Here is a 14,818-nt window from a genome sequence, read left to right on the forward strand (position 1 = left end):
TGGAGCAGAGGCAGAATAGCCGGGCCTTACGCTGCCCATTCCCAGGGCGTCGTGTAATTGCCGAGAAGGTGGCTCAGAGCCTCTTCGTCGACCTCGCCTGTCCTTTTCAGCCTTGCGACGAGGCCACGCTTCTTGTCCTCGGCCACCTCAACCACCTCGGCCGCGACTTTCGCCTCTTCCAGAACCTGGTTGAAGACTCGCGATATCGCCATCTTGCGCAGGTCCGGCTTGAAGATTTTGCCGACCGCCGTCTTGGGCAGTCCGTCGACGATCTCCAGGTATTTCGGAATCGCCGCGCGCTCGGTGATTCGCGGCCGGATGTAGTCCAGCAACTCCTTGCTCGTCACTTCGGCCCCATCCACCAGTTCGACATAGGCGCAGGGAAGTTCACCGGCAAAGCTGTCCGGCTGTCCGATGGCGCCGGCAAAGGCCACGGCCTCGTGGCCCGCGAGCGCTTCCTCGATGATCGCCGGGTCTATGTTATGGCCGCCCCGAATGATCAGGTCCTTGGCCCGGCCGGTGATCCACAGATAGCCGTCCTCGTCGATCCGCCCGAGATCGCCAGTGCGCAGGTAGACATCGTGGTGGAACAGTTCGTGGTTCTTGTCGGCCTCGGTATAGGTCGAGCCGGCATAGACGCCCGGATTGTCGATACAGATCTCACCCACCTCGTCGGTGGCGCATTCGCGCGGTCCCTCCGGTGTATGCAGCAGGATCTTCACGTCCGTATGTGGGAAGGGGATGCCGACCGAGCCCACCTTCTTGGCGCCTTCGATCGGGTTGCAGGAGACAAGGCAGGTCGCCTCGGTCAGCCCGTAACCTTCGATGATCTCCACGCCGGTTGCCGTTTCAAAACGGTTGTAAAGTTCGATTGGCAGGGGGGCGGAGCCGGAGAAGGCCTTGTTCAGCGTCGAGACATCGGCATTGACCGAGCGTTGCATCAATGCGGCAAAGGCGGTCGGTACGCCGATCATGAAGGTGACCTGCCAGCGCTCGATCAGCTTCCAGAAATTGTCGAATACCCCGTCGCCGCGATAGCCCTGCGGCGTGGGGAAGACGACATGCGCGCCGGAGTAGATCATCGACATCAGCACCGGCTCCACGGCGAAGACATGGAAAAGCGGGAGCGGGCAGATCACCACGTCCTCTTCACCGAAGAGCAGCCGGTCGCCGAGCCAGCCGTTATAGACCATCCCGGAATAGAGATGCTGGGCGACCTTGGGCATGCCGGTCGTTCCGCCGGTGTGGAAATAGGCAGCCACGCGGTCGGCCTTGCTGTCCTCGAACGTCAGTCGATCTGACGGATGCTTGGCTATTTCCTTGTTGAAATCGCGCGTGGCGGCGGTGTGGTGCACGACGTTCTTGGGGCGGATCAGCGGGATAATGAGTTTCTTGATGCCGGTTACGTAGCGCAACAGGTCTATTTCGAGGACGTGCTTGACGTTCGGGGCAAAGTCGACGGCTGCGGCAACTTTCTGGGCGACGTCCGTGCGCGGGAAGGATTTCAGCGTGACCACGACCTTGGCCCCGGTCTCGCGCAGGATGGCCGAGATCTGGTCGGCCTCCAGCAGCGGGTTGATCGGGCTCACGATACCGGCGATGGCGCCACCCAGCAGCGCGAAGACGGTCTCGCTGGAGTTCGGCAGGATGAAGGCAACCGTATCGGTTTCGCCGACGCCGAGCGCGCGCAGCAGGTTGGCTGTCTGAACGGATTTGGCGAAAAGTTCGGACCAGGTCAGCGTCTCCGCTGGATCCTTCGGGCCGGAGAGAAGCTGGTAGGAGACGGCCGGACGGTCTCCGTATTTCTGCCTCGCCCGGTCCAGAAACTGGTACATCGTGGTGGGAACGTCGCGCTCCTCCCACGCCATTTCATTATGAATCGCATCCCTGTCGGCGACGGTCGCAAAGCCCATCCCGTTGTCCTCCCTATAGTCGCCTGTCGCGGCGTTGCCCGGAAACTGGGGTAAAACAAGTATGTTTCGCAAGTCTGACGCTGCGCAACGAACAACTGGGCTTTTCGGAGTTTTTCCGCAAAACCCGCAGGTATGGCCCGTTTTTGGAACCCGAAGGGACAGAAACGGCGATTACTCGGCCGCGAGTCCCTCGGTGAATTGCAGTCGCGCCAGCCGGGCATAAAGGCCGCCCTGCGAGACCAGCTCGTCATGGTTGCCCTCGGCGATGATCCGGCCCTGCTCGAAGACGAGGATGCGGTCGGCCTGTTTCACTGTAGCCAGCCGGTGGGCGACGATCAGGGTCGTGCGGCCTTCGGTCAGCGTCGCGAAGGCATCTTGAACCGCGCGTTCGCTCTCGGCGTCGAGCGCCGAGGTGGCCTCGTCCAGCAGCAGCACTGGCGCGTCTCGCAGGATGGCGCGGGCGATGGCGATGCGCTGTTTCTGGCCGCCGGAGAGCATCACTCCACGTTCGCCGACATAGCTGTCATAGCCCTGCGGCAGGGCCGAAATGAAGTCATGCGCCTGCGCGGCCCGCGCGGCGGCATCGACCTCGGCGTCACTCGCATCGGGGCGGCCGAAACGGATGTTTTCTCTTGCGGTGGCAGCAAAGATCACCGGGTCCTGCGGGACCAGGGCGAGGTTCTGGCGGAAAGCGGCGCGTTCCATGTCGGCCAGCGCAATGCCGTCAAGGCGGATCGTGCCCTGTTGCGGGTCGTAGAAGCGCAGCAGCAATTGCAGGATCGTCGATTTGCCGGCGCCGGAGGGGCCAACTAGAGCGATCTGTTCGCCGGGACGCGCGGTGAAGGAGATGCCGTTGAGCGCGGCCTCTTCCGGGCGGCTTGGATAGTGGAAGACGACGTTCTCGAAGGCGATCTCGCCCCTGACGGGTGCGGGCAGTGCCTTCGGCTTGGCCGGGTCGGACACGCTGTCCTCGGCTCCCAGCAATTCGACCAGCCGCTCGGTGGCGCCGGCGGCGCGTTGCAGCTCGCCCCAAATCTCGGAGAGCGCGGCGACGGAACCAGCCATGATGCCGGCATAGATCAGGAACTGCACCAACTCGCCCGCGGTCATCACGTCGCCCCGCACATCACGCGCGCCGATCCAGAGAACGCCGAGAATGCCGGAGAAAACGACAAAGATGATGATCATCGTCAGCAGCGCCCGCACCCCGATGCGGGTCTTGGCCGTGGCGTAGCTGGCCTCGGTAACTTCGCCGAACCGGGCGCGGCTGGCCGCTTCATGCGAATAGGCCTGTACGGTCTGCGCGGCCTGCAGGGCTTCGGAAGCGTTGCCAGAGCTTTGCGCGATCCAGTCCTGGTTCACGCGCGAGAGCTTCCGCAGTTTCCGCCCGAGCGCCAGGATCGGCAGGATCACGACCGGGATGATGGCCAGCACCATCAGCGTCAGCTTGCCGGAGGTGATGAACATCATCGCCAGCCCGCCCACGAAGAGCAGCGAGTTGCGCAGAAACCATGAGACGGAAGATCCGATTACCTGCAGGATGAGGGTCGTATCCGTGGTGATCCGGCTGATCACCTCGCCGGTCAGCAGGTTCTCGTAATAGGCGGGGCTCATGGAGATCATGCGCGCGAAGACCGCCTTGCGGATATCGGCCACGACCCGTTCGCCCAGCCGGGTCACGACGTAATATCGCATGCCCGTACCAAGCGCGAAGATCGCCGCGATGCCGATGGCGGCGAGGAAATAGCCGTCGAGCAGCGCCAGTGCGCCGTCTTCGAAGCCGTCCACCACGCGGCGGGCAGCCACCGGCAGCAGCAGCGAGACGCTTGCTGTGATGACGAGCGCGATGCCCGCGAGGATCACGTAGCGCTGGTAAGGGGCGAAGAACGGAAAGAGCGCTCTGAGAGAGCCAACCTTCTTCGAGCTCGCGCGCTGGTGTTCTGACTCAGGCCCGTTTCGCGCCATGTTTTTCTCCTCCGTTTCGCGGAGCAATAGCTGGCTGGGAAAGATGCGGCAAGCCAGAGGCGGTGCTTTGCTGCCCGACCGGGCAAAATGGCTTGGTTGGAAAGCCTTGGCGGAGTATCGGTTCCGCGTCGGTCGCCATGGCCGCCGCAAGGAGTTTGCCATGTCCCGGAACGGGTTCGCCGCCCTGCTCGAAGATCGCTCCCTGATCGGCGCGAAGGTGGCGCTGTTCCGCGGGGAAACGATCCTCTGTTACCAGCGCGATGACTTTGCCCATATTCCCGATCCCGGACGGTGGGACCTGCCCGGCGGCCTTCGGGAGCCGGGCGAGACGATCCTCGATTGCGCGCTGAGGGAAGTGCAGGAGGAATTCGGCATCCACCTGTCGCCGCAGGGGTTCGATTACGCGTCGCGTTTCCTGAAATACGAGCCGCAACGGATCGAGGGGGCTTTCCTGGCGGGGCAGATCCCGCAGGAATTGGTCGACGCGATTGTTTTCGGTGACGAAGGACAATGCTGGGAGATGATGCCCGTTGCGCGCTTCCTGTCCCACCCGTTCGGCGTGCGGGAGCTACAGGCCAGCGTTGCGCTCTTCTGGGACGGTCTCGATGGGTGAGAGGGGCGCCGCATGTTCCGGCGCCCCGCCTTTGGCCCTTAGCCGGGTTTCACGCCGCAGAAGCAGACGGTGATGCCCAGTTCCTTTGCGAGCGTGGCCCGGGCGATCATGACGCGGTCTGCCTCCTCGGCGGAGTGCGCATAGACGACCTGGATATGGTTGGCCTTGTGCCGCGCCATTATCTGGTCGCGGGTCACGCCCGTCAGCACGCCGTGCATGATCGGCCATTTCGGCGTGGTGCCGTCCAGCCGCCGCCGGGTCTCCGCCTCGGGGAGCACGATGGCCTGTCCGCGCCCGATATCCATGCGCAGCGCGCCGTCTGCGACAAAGATCCGGGACCAGATGATCTCGCCCGCCCTGGCCACCCGCTCAGCGTTCCGCCACCGTTGGGGAAATACATCGGCGGCTGGAGGAAGCTCTCGGAGCCGGCCCGGCCGCCCTCGTTATGCGCGGGCGGCACGGCGCCGGAGATTTCGAACACCCAGACGAACGCGTCGGTCGTCCCGCTCTCGTCGGGGCCGCCCCAGCGGAGGTCATGCAGCGTGCTCTCGACCGGTTGGCCAAGCGCCTTGTGCAGGCGATTGATCAGGATACCATCGAGCCCTGCGCATTCGTCGACCTCGTTGAAATGTACGATTGCTTCGCCTTGCCGGATCACGCCGTTCGGTCCGGTCACATCCGGCCGGTCGGCGTTGTTCAGCGTCCCTTCGACAAGGTCGGAGGCCGGCATCAGGTCCTTCAGGCCCTGCTGGTACTGGATACCGATGGCCTCGCAGCCGAGCGCGTCGGCGATGCGCATGGCGGCAATACACATCTTCCACTGTTCGAGAACCTGCGCCTCCGTCAGGTCCTCCGCGTGATCTTCGCCGAGATGGAATTTCAGGCCCTTGGCCCGGTACCACTCGGAGACGTCGAGGGCCTCCGCCTCGGGCACTTGCTGGGCGGCGTAGTAGAGGGCGGATTGCGAAAGCCGCTCCTTGAACACGCCCATGCGCAGAAGCGCCTCGTCGGGGATGATGGCGTTGTGCATGCCCATGCAGCCCTCGTCGAAGACACCCATGATGACCTTTTGGTGCAGCATCGACTCGACGATGCCCTTCACGATTGCTGCGTCGGCCTCCGGCAGGTCCAGTTCGGTGCAGGGGATGACGTGATCTGTCTCGTGGGTGATCGTCCCGGTCTCAAGCCATTCATCAAGGGCGCGCTCGAAGAACGGGTCTTCGAAATTCTCGCTCCAGATCGACGAATAGGCGACGCCCGCCTTGGTCAGCGAGCCGTTGAGATTGAGCAGCCCCACCAGCCCCGGCGATTGCCCGGACCAGTTGGCCACGGTCAGGATCGGGCCGCGGTGGTGGTAGAGACCGGCGAGCAAATGGTGCGAATACTGCCAGACCGCCTCGGCGACGATCAGCGGCGCTTCCGGGTCGATACCGGCAAGGACATCCATGCCTTCGCGCTGACTGCCGATGAAGCCGTGGCCCTGCGGCTTCTCCGGATGCCCCGGGTGACCGTGCGCCCCTTAGCGGCGATCCCCGCCATCAAGCGGTCTTCCATCGTCTTCTGGGCGGGCCAGCACGCGATATTCGCGCTTTCGCGCAGGTCTCCGTTTGCTATCAGGACGATGTCTTTCATCGCGGTTTCTTCTTCAAGGTTGGACCGCGACGACTGCGCCGCGGCGCCGGAATATCAGTGCCGGCGGTCAACCGGCGGAGACGGGGGGCATGGCAGGCCGTGCGCACTGTTTCCCTCACCCGTCATGCGGGCGGCATCAATGCGACGAATTTCTCATAACGCACTGTAATGAAGCGCTTCTACAGGAGGGTCTCTGGATCGGAGCACCGTTTGGCCGGATTCGCTGTCCAGTTGCAGGCGCCCCAGATGCATGTCCGTCGTTGGAGTGGTGCGGAGATTCGGAGCGTGGAGATCCCAAAGCGATCGGTGGTTTTCTAGCCCGACTGCGTTCCCGGCGGACTCGACAATTTGCCGATTGGATCGCCGTTGGCCCGGGAAGAGAGTGCTCCGCTTGTTCGGATGAGGCGGGCGTGAAGGCCTTGTTTCGCCGTGCCGGCGTTTACTTTCCTTCCGAGCGGAAGTGTCTTTCAGGATTGGGCCTGTTAAGGTTCTTTTTTCCTACCTTGATATAGAGCTCTGTCTGTATACAGGCGACGAGCACTCCAAAGGAACCGATATGGACCAGTTACCTCTTTCCGGCGGCAACATCGTCACCATCCTGCTTGCCTTCTTTATCATTCTTTGCGTCCTGCTCGGTGTTCGTATCGTCGGCCAGTCCGAGAAATTCGTCATCGAGCGTTTCGGGCGGCTGCACTCCGTTCTCGGGCCGGGTCTGAACCTGATTGTGCCCTTCCTCGACCGCGTCGCGCACCGGGTTTCCATTCTCGAGCGGCAATTGCCGAATGCGACGCAGGACGCCATCACCAAGGACAACGTTCTCGTCCAGATCGACACCTCCGTTTTCTACCGGATCAACGATCCGGCCCGGACAGTTTACCGGATCCGTGACGTGGACAGCGCCATCGCCACGACCGTGGCCGGTATCGTGCGCGCCGAAATCGGCAAGATGGAGTTGGACGAGGTTCAGTCCAACCGCGCCCAGCTTATCGCCCGGATCAAGGAATCCGTGGAGGATGCCGTTGACGACTGGGGGATCGAGGTTACCCGGGCCGAGCTTCTTGATGTGAATCTCGATCAGGCGACGCGAGAAGCCATGCTTCAGCAGCTCAACGCCGAACGCTCGCGCCGTGCCCATGTGACGGAGGCCGAAGGCATGAAGCGGGCGGTCGAGCTTCAGGCCGATGCCCAGCTGTATTCCGCCGAGCAGATCGCCAAGGCCCGGCGCATACAGGCCGATGCCGAGGCCTATGCGACCGGTGTTGTGGCCAAGGCGATCCAGGAGAACGGCCTGGAAGCCGCGCAATACCAGGTTGCCCTGAAGCAGGTCGAAGCCTTGCAGGCGCTCGGCGCTGGCGAGGGCAAGCACACCGTCGTTCTGCCGGCCGAAGCGGTCTCGGCCTTTGGCGACGCATTCAAGCTTCTGAAAGGGCGCGGCTGATGTGGTGGACGGCCTGGTGGGTCTGGATGGTCGCGGGCCTTGCGCTGGCGATCCTGGAGGTCTTGGCGCCGGGATGGATATTCCTCGGCTTTGCCATCGGCTCTGCGGTGACGGGCGCGCTGCTCTGGATAGGCGGCCCCTTCATGGCGTTTGTCGAGGGCTCCTTGCCGCTTACCCTGCTGGTTTTCGCGATTCTGTCGCTGGTGTCCTGGGTTGTCCTGAGAAAGGTTTTTGGACTGCGCGGCGGCTCGGTGAAGACCTTCGATCACGATATCAACGAGAACTGACAGCGCGCTTCTTGCGCGGCCAGTTCAGATGTCCCACGCGCCGCAGGCGCGCCCGGCCCCAAGGGGTTGCGACGCCGAAGGCGTCAATGCTCGAGGGGAAGCCCTCCTGTCGGCTCAGTTATTGGGACGCTGCGCTTGCGGGCTGGCAAGTTCGCGCAGGATTTCCTCAGCCGCCGCTCTCGGGTCACCGGCCTGCCAGACGGGGCGGCCAACCACCACGTGGTCCGCGCCATTGGCAATGGCCTGCGCCGGGGTTGCAACCCGCTTCTGATCGCCCAAATCGGCACCGGCTGGCCGAACGCCCGGCGTGACGATCAGTTTGCCTTCCGCTTCCGGCAAGGCGCGGATGAGCGGGGCCTCCTGCGGTGAGGCGATGAGCCCGTCGGCACCGGCATTGAGCGCGTTGGCAGCTCGCTCCAGAACGATATCGCGCACATCGCCCGGCTTGATCAGGCTGGCGTCGAGGTCGGCCCGGTCGAGCGATGTCAGGATGGTCACGGCCAGGATCTTGAGATCCTTTTCGCCCTTGCCTTCCTGCGCGGCGCGCACCACGTGCGGATCGCCATGCACGGTCAGGAAATCGAGGTCGAACTGGGCCAGCCCGCGCACCGCGGCTTCTACCGTGGCGCCGATATCGAACAGCTTCATGTCAAGGAAGATGCGCTTGCCGTGCTCACCCTTGAGCTCGTTGGCCAGCGCCAGCCCGCCGCCCGTCAGCATCCCGAGGCCGATCTTGTAGAAAGAGACGGCATCGCCGAGCTTTTTGGCAAGCTCCAGCCCGGCCAGGGCATTGGGCACGTCGAGGGCGACTATCAGGCGGTCGTCGGACATCTTGGGGCTCCTTGAATGCGGTTGCGCCTGCCTAGTCCGTCCCGTCTTCCGCATCAAGCGGCCCGTAGAGCCAGCGCATGTCCGGCGCCTCGACCGTGTACATATGCACCCAGATATAGGCGTGCTGAAAGCAGGCCACGACCAGTGCCTGCCAAGACCCGGCGATCAGCGCGATCCCCCAGAGGCCGAGAAAGGCAAGCGCATACATGGAATTGTCGAACCAGCGAAAGCTGCCCTGTTTTACCATCGGCATGGACAGGTAGCGCGCGCGGAAATGATCGCCGCCAGTCGCCCGCCTGATGGTGAAGTGGCGGAGAACGGAATTCAGGGTCCATGCGGCGGGAAGGATCAGCAAGACGCCCAGCAGGAGAGTGCCCGGACGCCAGAGCGAGAGGCTGCCGGCATCCAGCACGGCGGTTACGAGCAGCGTGATCGGGCGGGCGACGAGCAGGGGAAGGAAGATCCATTGCCAATTCGCGAAATCCCGCTTGCCCCAGAGCCTGGTGAAGATCGCGCGGTGCAGTTGCATCCGGAAGCCGAAGGCGACAACCGCCTGGTGCAGCACCGCCAGCCAGATGGAGGCCCAGGCCCAGTCGAGGCTGTCGAGCCCCAGAAAGCGCCCCTGTCCGGGGCTGTCTTCCAGCAGCCATGCCGCCCCGCAGAGCATGAGCGCCAGCATGAGGAGATGCTGCGGCTGGCCCTCGAGTATATCGCTCCACCGGCTTCTGGCGCGGATCTGGTCGAAACGGGACATGGTCATCTCCGCGTTATAGGTCGGCGTCATGCTCCGTCCCGGGCGCGCACCGGTCAAGCACCGCCCGAAAAAACACTGTGGGAAAAATGTGACAGTGGTGCTTGAGCCGGAGCGGTCCCGGCCCCATATCGCATTCGAGGCCTGTGCAATCTCCACGCCGCTGACGGGTGGAGGAATTCCGGCAGGCGCTTGTGAAAAGGAGAATGCCGATGAACATGGAGAAGTTCACGGAGCGGTCGCGCGGGTTCCTTCAGGCCGCGCAAACAATCGCGATGCGCGAGCAGCACCAGCGTCTGGTGCCGGTGCATTTGCTGAAGGCTTTCCTGGATGACGAAGAGGGGCTGGCCTCCAACCTGATCAAACGTGCGGGCGGTTCGCCCGAGCGCGTGCGCGAGGTTGTCGATGCCAAGCTTGACTCCGTGCCCAAGGTGACGGGCGACGGGGCCCAGACTTATATGGACCAGTCGCTGCAACGCGTGCTGATCGAGGCGGAGAAGATCGCCACCAAGGCAGGTGACAGCTTCATTCCCGTCGAGCGGATTCTTACGGCGCTTGCCGTGGTGCGGTCTGGCGCCAAGGAGGCGCTGGAGGCCGGCGCGGTGACCGCGCAGGGGCTGAACTCGGCAATCAACGATGTGCGCAAGGGGCGCACGGCGGATAGCGCGAGCGCCGAGGAAGGCTATGACGCGCTGAAGAAATACGCACGCGACCTGACCGAGGCCGCCCGCGAGGGCAAGATCGACCCGATCATTGGCCGCGACGAGGAAATTCGCCGCTCGATGCAGGTTCTGAGCCGCCGGACAAAGAACAACCCGGTGCTGATCGGTGAGCCGGGCGTCGGCAAGACGGCCATCGCCGAGGGGCTTGCGCTCAGGATCGTCAATGGCGACGTACCGGAGAGCCTCAAGAACAAGAAGCTGATGGCACTCGACATGGGCTCGCTGATTGCCGGCGCGAAATATCGTGGCGAGTTCGAAGAGCGGCTGAAGGCCGTGCTCTCGGAAGTGACGTCGGCGGCCGGCGAGATCATCCTGTTCATCGACGAGATGCACACGCTGGTTGGCGCGGGCAAATCCGATGGGGCAATGGATGCCTCCAACCTGCTCAAGCCGGCGCTGGCGCGGGGCGAGTTGCACTGTGTTGGTGCCACCACGCTGGACGAGTACCGCAAACACGTGGAAAAGGACGCGGCGCTGGCCCGTCGTTTCCAGCCGGTGGTCATCGCCGAGCCGACGGTGGAGGACACCGTGTCGATCCTGCGCGGCATCAAGGAGAAGTACGAGCTGCACCATGGCGTGCGGATCTCGGATTCGGCGCTTGTTGCTGCGGCGACGCTGTCACATCGCTACATCACCGACCGGTTCCTGCCGGACAAGGCGATCGACCTGATGGACGAGGCGGCAAGCCGTTTGCGGATGCAGGTGGATTCCAAGCCCGAGGAGCTTGATGCACTCGACCGCGAGATCCTGCAGAAGCAGATCGAGGCGGAAGCGCTCAAGAAGGAGGACGATGCGGCCTCCAAGAGCCGGCTGGACAAGCTGGAAGAGGAGCTTTCGAACCTGCAGCAACGCTCGGCCGAGATGACGGCGCAGTGGCAATCCGAACGCGACAAGCTGGAATCGGCGCGTGGGCTCAAGGAGCAGCTCGATTCCGCGCGGGCCGAGCTGGATATCGCCAAGCGGGAGGGGAACCTGGCCAAGGCCGGTGAGCTTTCCTATGGCATCATTCCGCAGCTGGAGAAGAAGCTTGTCGAGGCCGAGGAAGGCGAAGGTCGCCTGATGGTCGAGGAAGCCGTACGCCCCGAGCAGATCGCCGAAGTGGTTGAGCGGTGGACCGGCATTCCGACCTCCAAGATGCTCGAAGGCGAGCGCGAGAAGCTCCTGCGGATGGAAGAGGCGCTTGGGCGCCGGGTCATTGGCCAGGGGCAGGCGATGAAGGCCGTTTCCAACGCGGTACGCCGCGCGCGTGCCGGTCTCAACGAGGAGACGCGTCCGCTTGGATCCTTCCTGTTCCTCGGGCCGACCGGTGTCGGCAAGACGGAACTGACCAAGGCGCTGGCCGAGTTCCTGTTCGACGATGACAGCGCGATGGTGCGCATCGACATGTCGGAATTCATGGAGAAGCATTCGGTTGCCCGCCTGATCGGCGCGCCTCCGGGCTATGTCGGCTATGACGAGGGGGGCGTTCTGACCGAGGCGGTGCGGCGCCGGCCCTACCAGGTGGTGCTGTTCGACGAGGTCGAGAAAGCGCATCCAGACGTGTTCAACGTGCTGTTGCAGGTTCTGGATGACGGTCAATTGACCGATGGTCAGGGGCGGACTGTCGATTTCAAGCAGACGCTGATCATCCTGACATCCAACCTTGGAGCGCATTCGCTCAGCCAGCTGCCGGAAGGGGCGGATGTTTCGGATGCGCGGCGGGACGTGATGGATGCCGTCAAGGCGCATTTCCGGCCGGAATTCCTCAACCGACTCGACGAGATTATCATCTTCGACCGGCTCAGCCGGGCGGATATGGACGGGATTGTCGACATCCAGCTTGGGCAGCTTGACCGGCGCCTGCAGCGGCGGGGCATTACGCTCACGCTGGACGAGGCGGCGAAGAAATGGCTGGCCGACGAGGGTTATGATCCGGTCTTCGGCGCGCGCCCGCTCAAGCGGGTGATCCAGAAGGCGCTTCAGGACGAATTGGCCGAGATGATCCTCGCGGGTGACGTGATGGATGGCTCGACCGTCGAGGTGAGCGCCGGGGCCGACGGGTTGATCGTCGGCGATCACATCGGCAGCACCAACCGGCAACCGCCGGAGGATGCCGTGGTGCATTGATCTGCCATAGGACAGGGAGGGCGCGGCGCAGGCTGCGCCCTTCTTCGTTTGTGGCCTCGTCGTATTGCGCTGTCGAGAGAGGGGGCGCTGCCCCTCGCGCTGGTTCGAGCGCTCCCCCCGAGGTATTTGCGGAAAGATGACGGTATGGGTCTTTCGTCTTCGGAAAGGTTCTGACGCAATCCAACGATCGCGTGAGATTTGGTGTCAAAGCCCCCACAAGCGTTCAGGATGTTCTATCTTTGGCGAAAGGCACAGGAGAGAACGCATGGCTGGACGCTGGAAGAACGATCTGAACTGGTCCGATGTGACCCCGAAAGCCGCCTGGATGAACCGGCGGCAACTCATGATGGGAGCCAGCGCGCTGGCCGCCGGAGGGATTGCCGGACAGGCTATGGCCGGGCTTGGGGCGGTGAAGTCGGATTATTCGACCATGGAGGAGCCCAATCCACTCGAGCACATAACCTCCTACAATAATTACTACGAGTTCGGCACCGGCAAGGATGACCCGGCGCGCAATGCGCATCGCCTGACGACAGATGGCTGGCAAGTGGAGATAGCTGGACTGGTGGACAAGCCTGGGACCTGGACGATGGACGACATCCTGAAAGGCACCACTCTTGAAGAGCGTATCTATCGACTGCGATGCGTCGAGGGCTGGTCAATGATCATCCCCTGGGTCGGTTTCGAATTGTCGGACCTGCTGAACCGCGTGGGCGTGCAACCGGGCGCGAAATATGTCGCTTTCGAAACCGCACTTCGTCCGGACGAAATGACCGGCGTTGGCTCGCGCGTGATCGATTGGCCCTATGTCGAAGGGCTCCGGCTGGACGAGGCGATGAATCCGCTGACGATTTTGGCCACTGGGCTCTATGACGAGACGATCCCGAACCAGAACGGCGCACCGATCCGTCTCGTGGTTCCCTGGAAATATGGCTTCAAGTCGATCAAGTCGATTGTCCGCATCACGCTGACCGAGGACGAGCCGCCGACAAGCTGGAACAAGACGCTGCCAAACGAATACGGCTTCTATTCCAACGTAAATCCGAACGTGGACCATCCGCGGTGGAGCCAGGCCACTGAACGCCGTATTGGCGGGGGCTTGCGGGCTCCGCGACTGCCGACGCTGATGTTCAATGGCTACGGTGCGCAGGTTGCCGATTTGTATGACGGCATGGACCTTTCCAAGTATTTTTGAGCCATGAAGCAAGATTCGCGGATCACCTGCCCGAAATGCGGCGAAACCTCCTCGGAGCAGATGCCGACGGATGCCTGCCAGTGGTTCTATGAATGCCCGGCCTGCAAGGCCGTGCTTCGGCCGCTGCCGGGCGATTGCTGTGTCTTCTGCTCCTATGGAGACACCCCCTGTCCTCCGGTCCAGCTAGGCCGGGGGTGTTGCTCGTGATCGAGGCGATGAACAAAGCGCTGCGCAGGGTTCCGGCCTGGCCGCTTTACCCGCTTGGCGCCCTGCCGGTACTCTGGTTGTTCTGGCAGGGCGTCCAGGGTGGGCTGGGTGTCGATCCGGCCAAGGCCATTGAGCACCGCCTTGGCCTCTGGGGGCTCTGGCTGCTGATCGCAGGCTTGGCCGTCACGCCGCTTGGGCGGTTTGCCGGGTTGCGGCTTATCAAGTTTCGGCGGGCCATCGGGTTGCTCGCCTTCTTCTATATTCTGACACATCTGCTGGTCTGGCTGGTGCTCGACGTGCAGATCCCGGCGCAGATCTGGGCCGATATCGTCAAGCGCCCGTATATCACCATCGGCATGGCGGCATTTGTCATGATGGTGCCACTTGCCCTGACGTCCAACAACTGGTCGCTGCGCAAGCTTGGCCCGGTGCGTTGGCGGCGGCTTCACAGGTTGACCTATATCCTCGTGCCGCTGGGGGCCGTCCACTTCGTCATGGTCGTGAAGGGATGGCAGATGGAACCCTTCTACTACCTCGGGATTGTCTTGGTGCTTTTGGTGCTGCGACTCGTCCCGACAGCGATTCCGGCAAGACGGCGGGCCCTGAAGTCGTGATTCCGGTCCGATTCCGAGGTTCTCATTCCGGATTCTGTGGAAGACTCTGTGGGTAAGTCTGGATTCGGGAACCGAGTCGCCCCTATGCCCCTAGGTAACTCGCTTTGGAAAACGTTTTCCTGAATTTCTTTGTGTAAGAAAAATTAATAATTTTCAATTGGATGGGTGCTATTTCCCAAAAATTTCGCAATTCTCTTGAAAAAGCACTTGCGACCCCCCGTTGGTATCCGTAGAACCCCCTTCACCGGCGGCGCTGAGGCGCACGGCGGGACACGGAGCGGGGCGGTTGAGAGGCCGATGAGCGAAGTGGAAATAACATAGATAGGATGGGCAGGCTGGCGCGCTTGAGTAAGATTGGGCGCAACGGTTGGCTTTGTTTTCTCTGCTCTTTGACATTGCTGGTGACTGAAGAGATTTGTGGGCGGTTTGGTTCATTCGATGGATCAACACTGCACATCAAATCCAACGCTCTTAGGGGTTCGCCCCGATGATAGAGTGTCAGCTTCACTGTTTGGCGGCTTCTGGTTTCTGATGAAACCTGGAG

At 62.7% G+C, this 14,818-nt stretch carries 14 protein-coding genes; 7 read left to right on the forward strand and 7 right to left on the reverse strand.

Annotated features, from left to right (window positions below; all coding sequences use genetic code 11):
* Nucleotides 1-26: 26 nt before the first annotated feature.
* The gene (locus BLR85_RS19380; RefSeq protein ID WP_093160968.1) at nucleotides 27-1,913 is read right to left on the reverse strand and encodes an acyl-CoA synthetase; all 1,887 of its coding nucleotides are present in this window, start codon (nucleotides 1,911-1,913) and stop codon (nucleotides 27-29) included.
* Nucleotides 1,914-2,084: 171 nt separating this feature from the next.
* Nucleotides 2,085-3,878, reverse strand: coding sequence for an ABC transporter transmembrane domain-containing protein (locus BLR85_RS19385; RefSeq protein WP_093160973.1), 1,794 nt, complete (start codon nucleotides 3,876-3,878; stop codon nucleotides 2,085-2,087).
* Nucleotides 3,879-4,038: 160 nt separating this feature from the next.
* Between BLR85_RS19385 and BLR85_RS19390 the strand changes: the two genes are divergently transcribed.
* Complete coding sequence (locus BLR85_RS19390) at nucleotides 4,039-4,491, forward strand: NUDIX domain-containing protein (RefSeq protein ID WP_170844652.1); 453 nt, start codon at nucleotides 4,039-4,041, stop codon at nucleotides 4,489-4,491.
* 38 nt (nucleotides 4,492-4,529) lie between these two features.
* On the opposite strand, the gene BLR85_RS29590 is transcribed toward BLR85_RS19390, so the two are convergent.
* From BLR85_RS29590 to BLR85_RS29595, 3 genes are read right to left on the reverse strand one after another with little or no spacing between them, the layout of a single operon-like run.
* Entirely contained in the window at nucleotides 4,530-4,796 is a 267-nt protein-coding gene (locus BLR85_RS29590) for a hypothetical protein (protein WP_244520795.1), read from the reverse strand.
* Nucleotides 4,694-5,938, reverse strand: a complete 1,245-nt coding sequence (locus BLR85_RS29945; protein ID WP_244520796.1) for a hypothetical protein — start codon at nucleotides 5,936-5,938, stop codon at nucleotides 4,694-4,696. The genes BLR85_RS29590 and BLR85_RS29945 overlap by 103 nt, the downstream gene beginning before the upstream one ends.
* Entirely contained in the window at nucleotides 5,899-6,123 is a 225-nt protein-coding gene (locus BLR85_RS29595) for a hypothetical protein (RefSeq protein ID WP_212635113.1), read from the reverse strand. Before BLR85_RS29595 ends, BLR85_RS29945 begins: the two co-directional genes overlap by 40 nt.
* Nucleotides 6,124-6,679: 556 nt before the next feature.
* On the opposite strand from BLR85_RS29595, the gene BLR85_RS19400 reads away from it, so the two are divergent.
* Both BLR85_RS19400 and BLR85_RS19405 read left to right on the forward strand, forming a co-directional pair.
* A complete protein-coding gene (locus BLR85_RS19400) occupies nucleotides 6,680-7,561 on the forward strand; it encodes an SPFH domain-containing protein (protein ID WP_093160983.1) in 882 nt (293 codons plus the stop codon).
* Entirely contained in the window at nucleotides 7,561-7,848 is a 288-nt protein-coding gene (locus BLR85_RS19405; protein ID WP_093160988.1) for an NfeD family protein, read from the forward strand. Before BLR85_RS19400 ends, BLR85_RS19405 begins: the two co-directional genes overlap by 1 nt.
* Nucleotides 7,849-7,962: 114 nt before the next feature.
* Here BLR85_RS19405 and pyrF read toward each other — a convergent pair whose 3' ends face one another.
* Nucleotides 7,963-8,679 (reverse strand): orotidine-5'-phosphate decarboxylase, encoded by a 717-nt coding sequence (gene pyrF / locus BLR85_RS19410; RefSeq protein ID WP_093160992.1) that lies wholly within the window; start codon nucleotides 8,677-8,679, stop codon nucleotides 7,963-7,965.
* 31 nt (nucleotides 8,680-8,710) lie between these two features.
* On the reverse strand, nucleotides 8,711-9,463 hold the full coding sequence (locus BLR85_RS19415) for a methyltransferase (RefSeq protein WP_093160997.1): 753 nt from the start codon (nucleotides 9,461-9,463) through the stop codon (nucleotides 8,711-8,713).
* A gap of 179 nt (nucleotides 9,464-9,642) precedes the next feature.
* On the opposite strand from BLR85_RS19415, the gene clpB reads away from it, so the two are divergent.
* From clpB to msrQ, 4 genes are all read left to right on the forward strand, one after another.
* Entirely contained in the window at nucleotides 9,643-12,258 is a 2,616-nt protein-coding gene (gene clpB, locus BLR85_RS19420; RefSeq protein ID WP_093161002.1) for an ATP-dependent chaperone ClpB, read from the forward strand.
* Nucleotides 12,259-12,523: 265 nt separating this feature from the next.
* Nucleotides 12,524-13,453: a protein-methionine-sulfoxide reductase catalytic subunit MsrP gene (msrP, locus tag BLR85_RS19425; RefSeq protein WP_093161007.1), complete on the forward strand. Its 930-nt coding sequence runs from the start codon at nucleotides 12,524-12,526 to the stop codon at nucleotides 13,451-13,453.
* Between the two features lie 3 nt (nucleotides 13,454-13,456).
* Nucleotides 13,457-13,660 (forward strand): GDCCVxC domain-containing (seleno)protein, encoded by a 204-nt coding sequence (locus BLR85_RS29950; RefSeq protein WP_093161010.1) that lies wholly within the window; start codon nucleotides 13,457-13,459, stop codon nucleotides 13,658-13,660.
* An 8-nt stretch (nucleotides 13,661-13,668) separates the two neighbouring features.
* Nucleotides 13,669-14,274, forward strand: a complete 606-nt coding sequence (gene msrQ, locus BLR85_RS19435; RefSeq protein WP_093161020.1) for a protein-methionine-sulfoxide reductase heme-binding subunit MsrQ — start codon at nucleotides 13,669-13,671, stop codon at nucleotides 14,272-14,274.
* The last annotated feature ends 544 nt before the right edge of the window (nucleotides 14,275-14,818 follow it).

Origin of the sequence: Aliiruegeria lutimaris (genome assembly GCF_900099935.1) — a bacterium.
GTDB lineage: Bacteria > Pseudomonadota > Alphaproteobacteria > Rhodobacterales > Rhodobacteraceae > Tropicimonas > Tropicimonas lutimaris.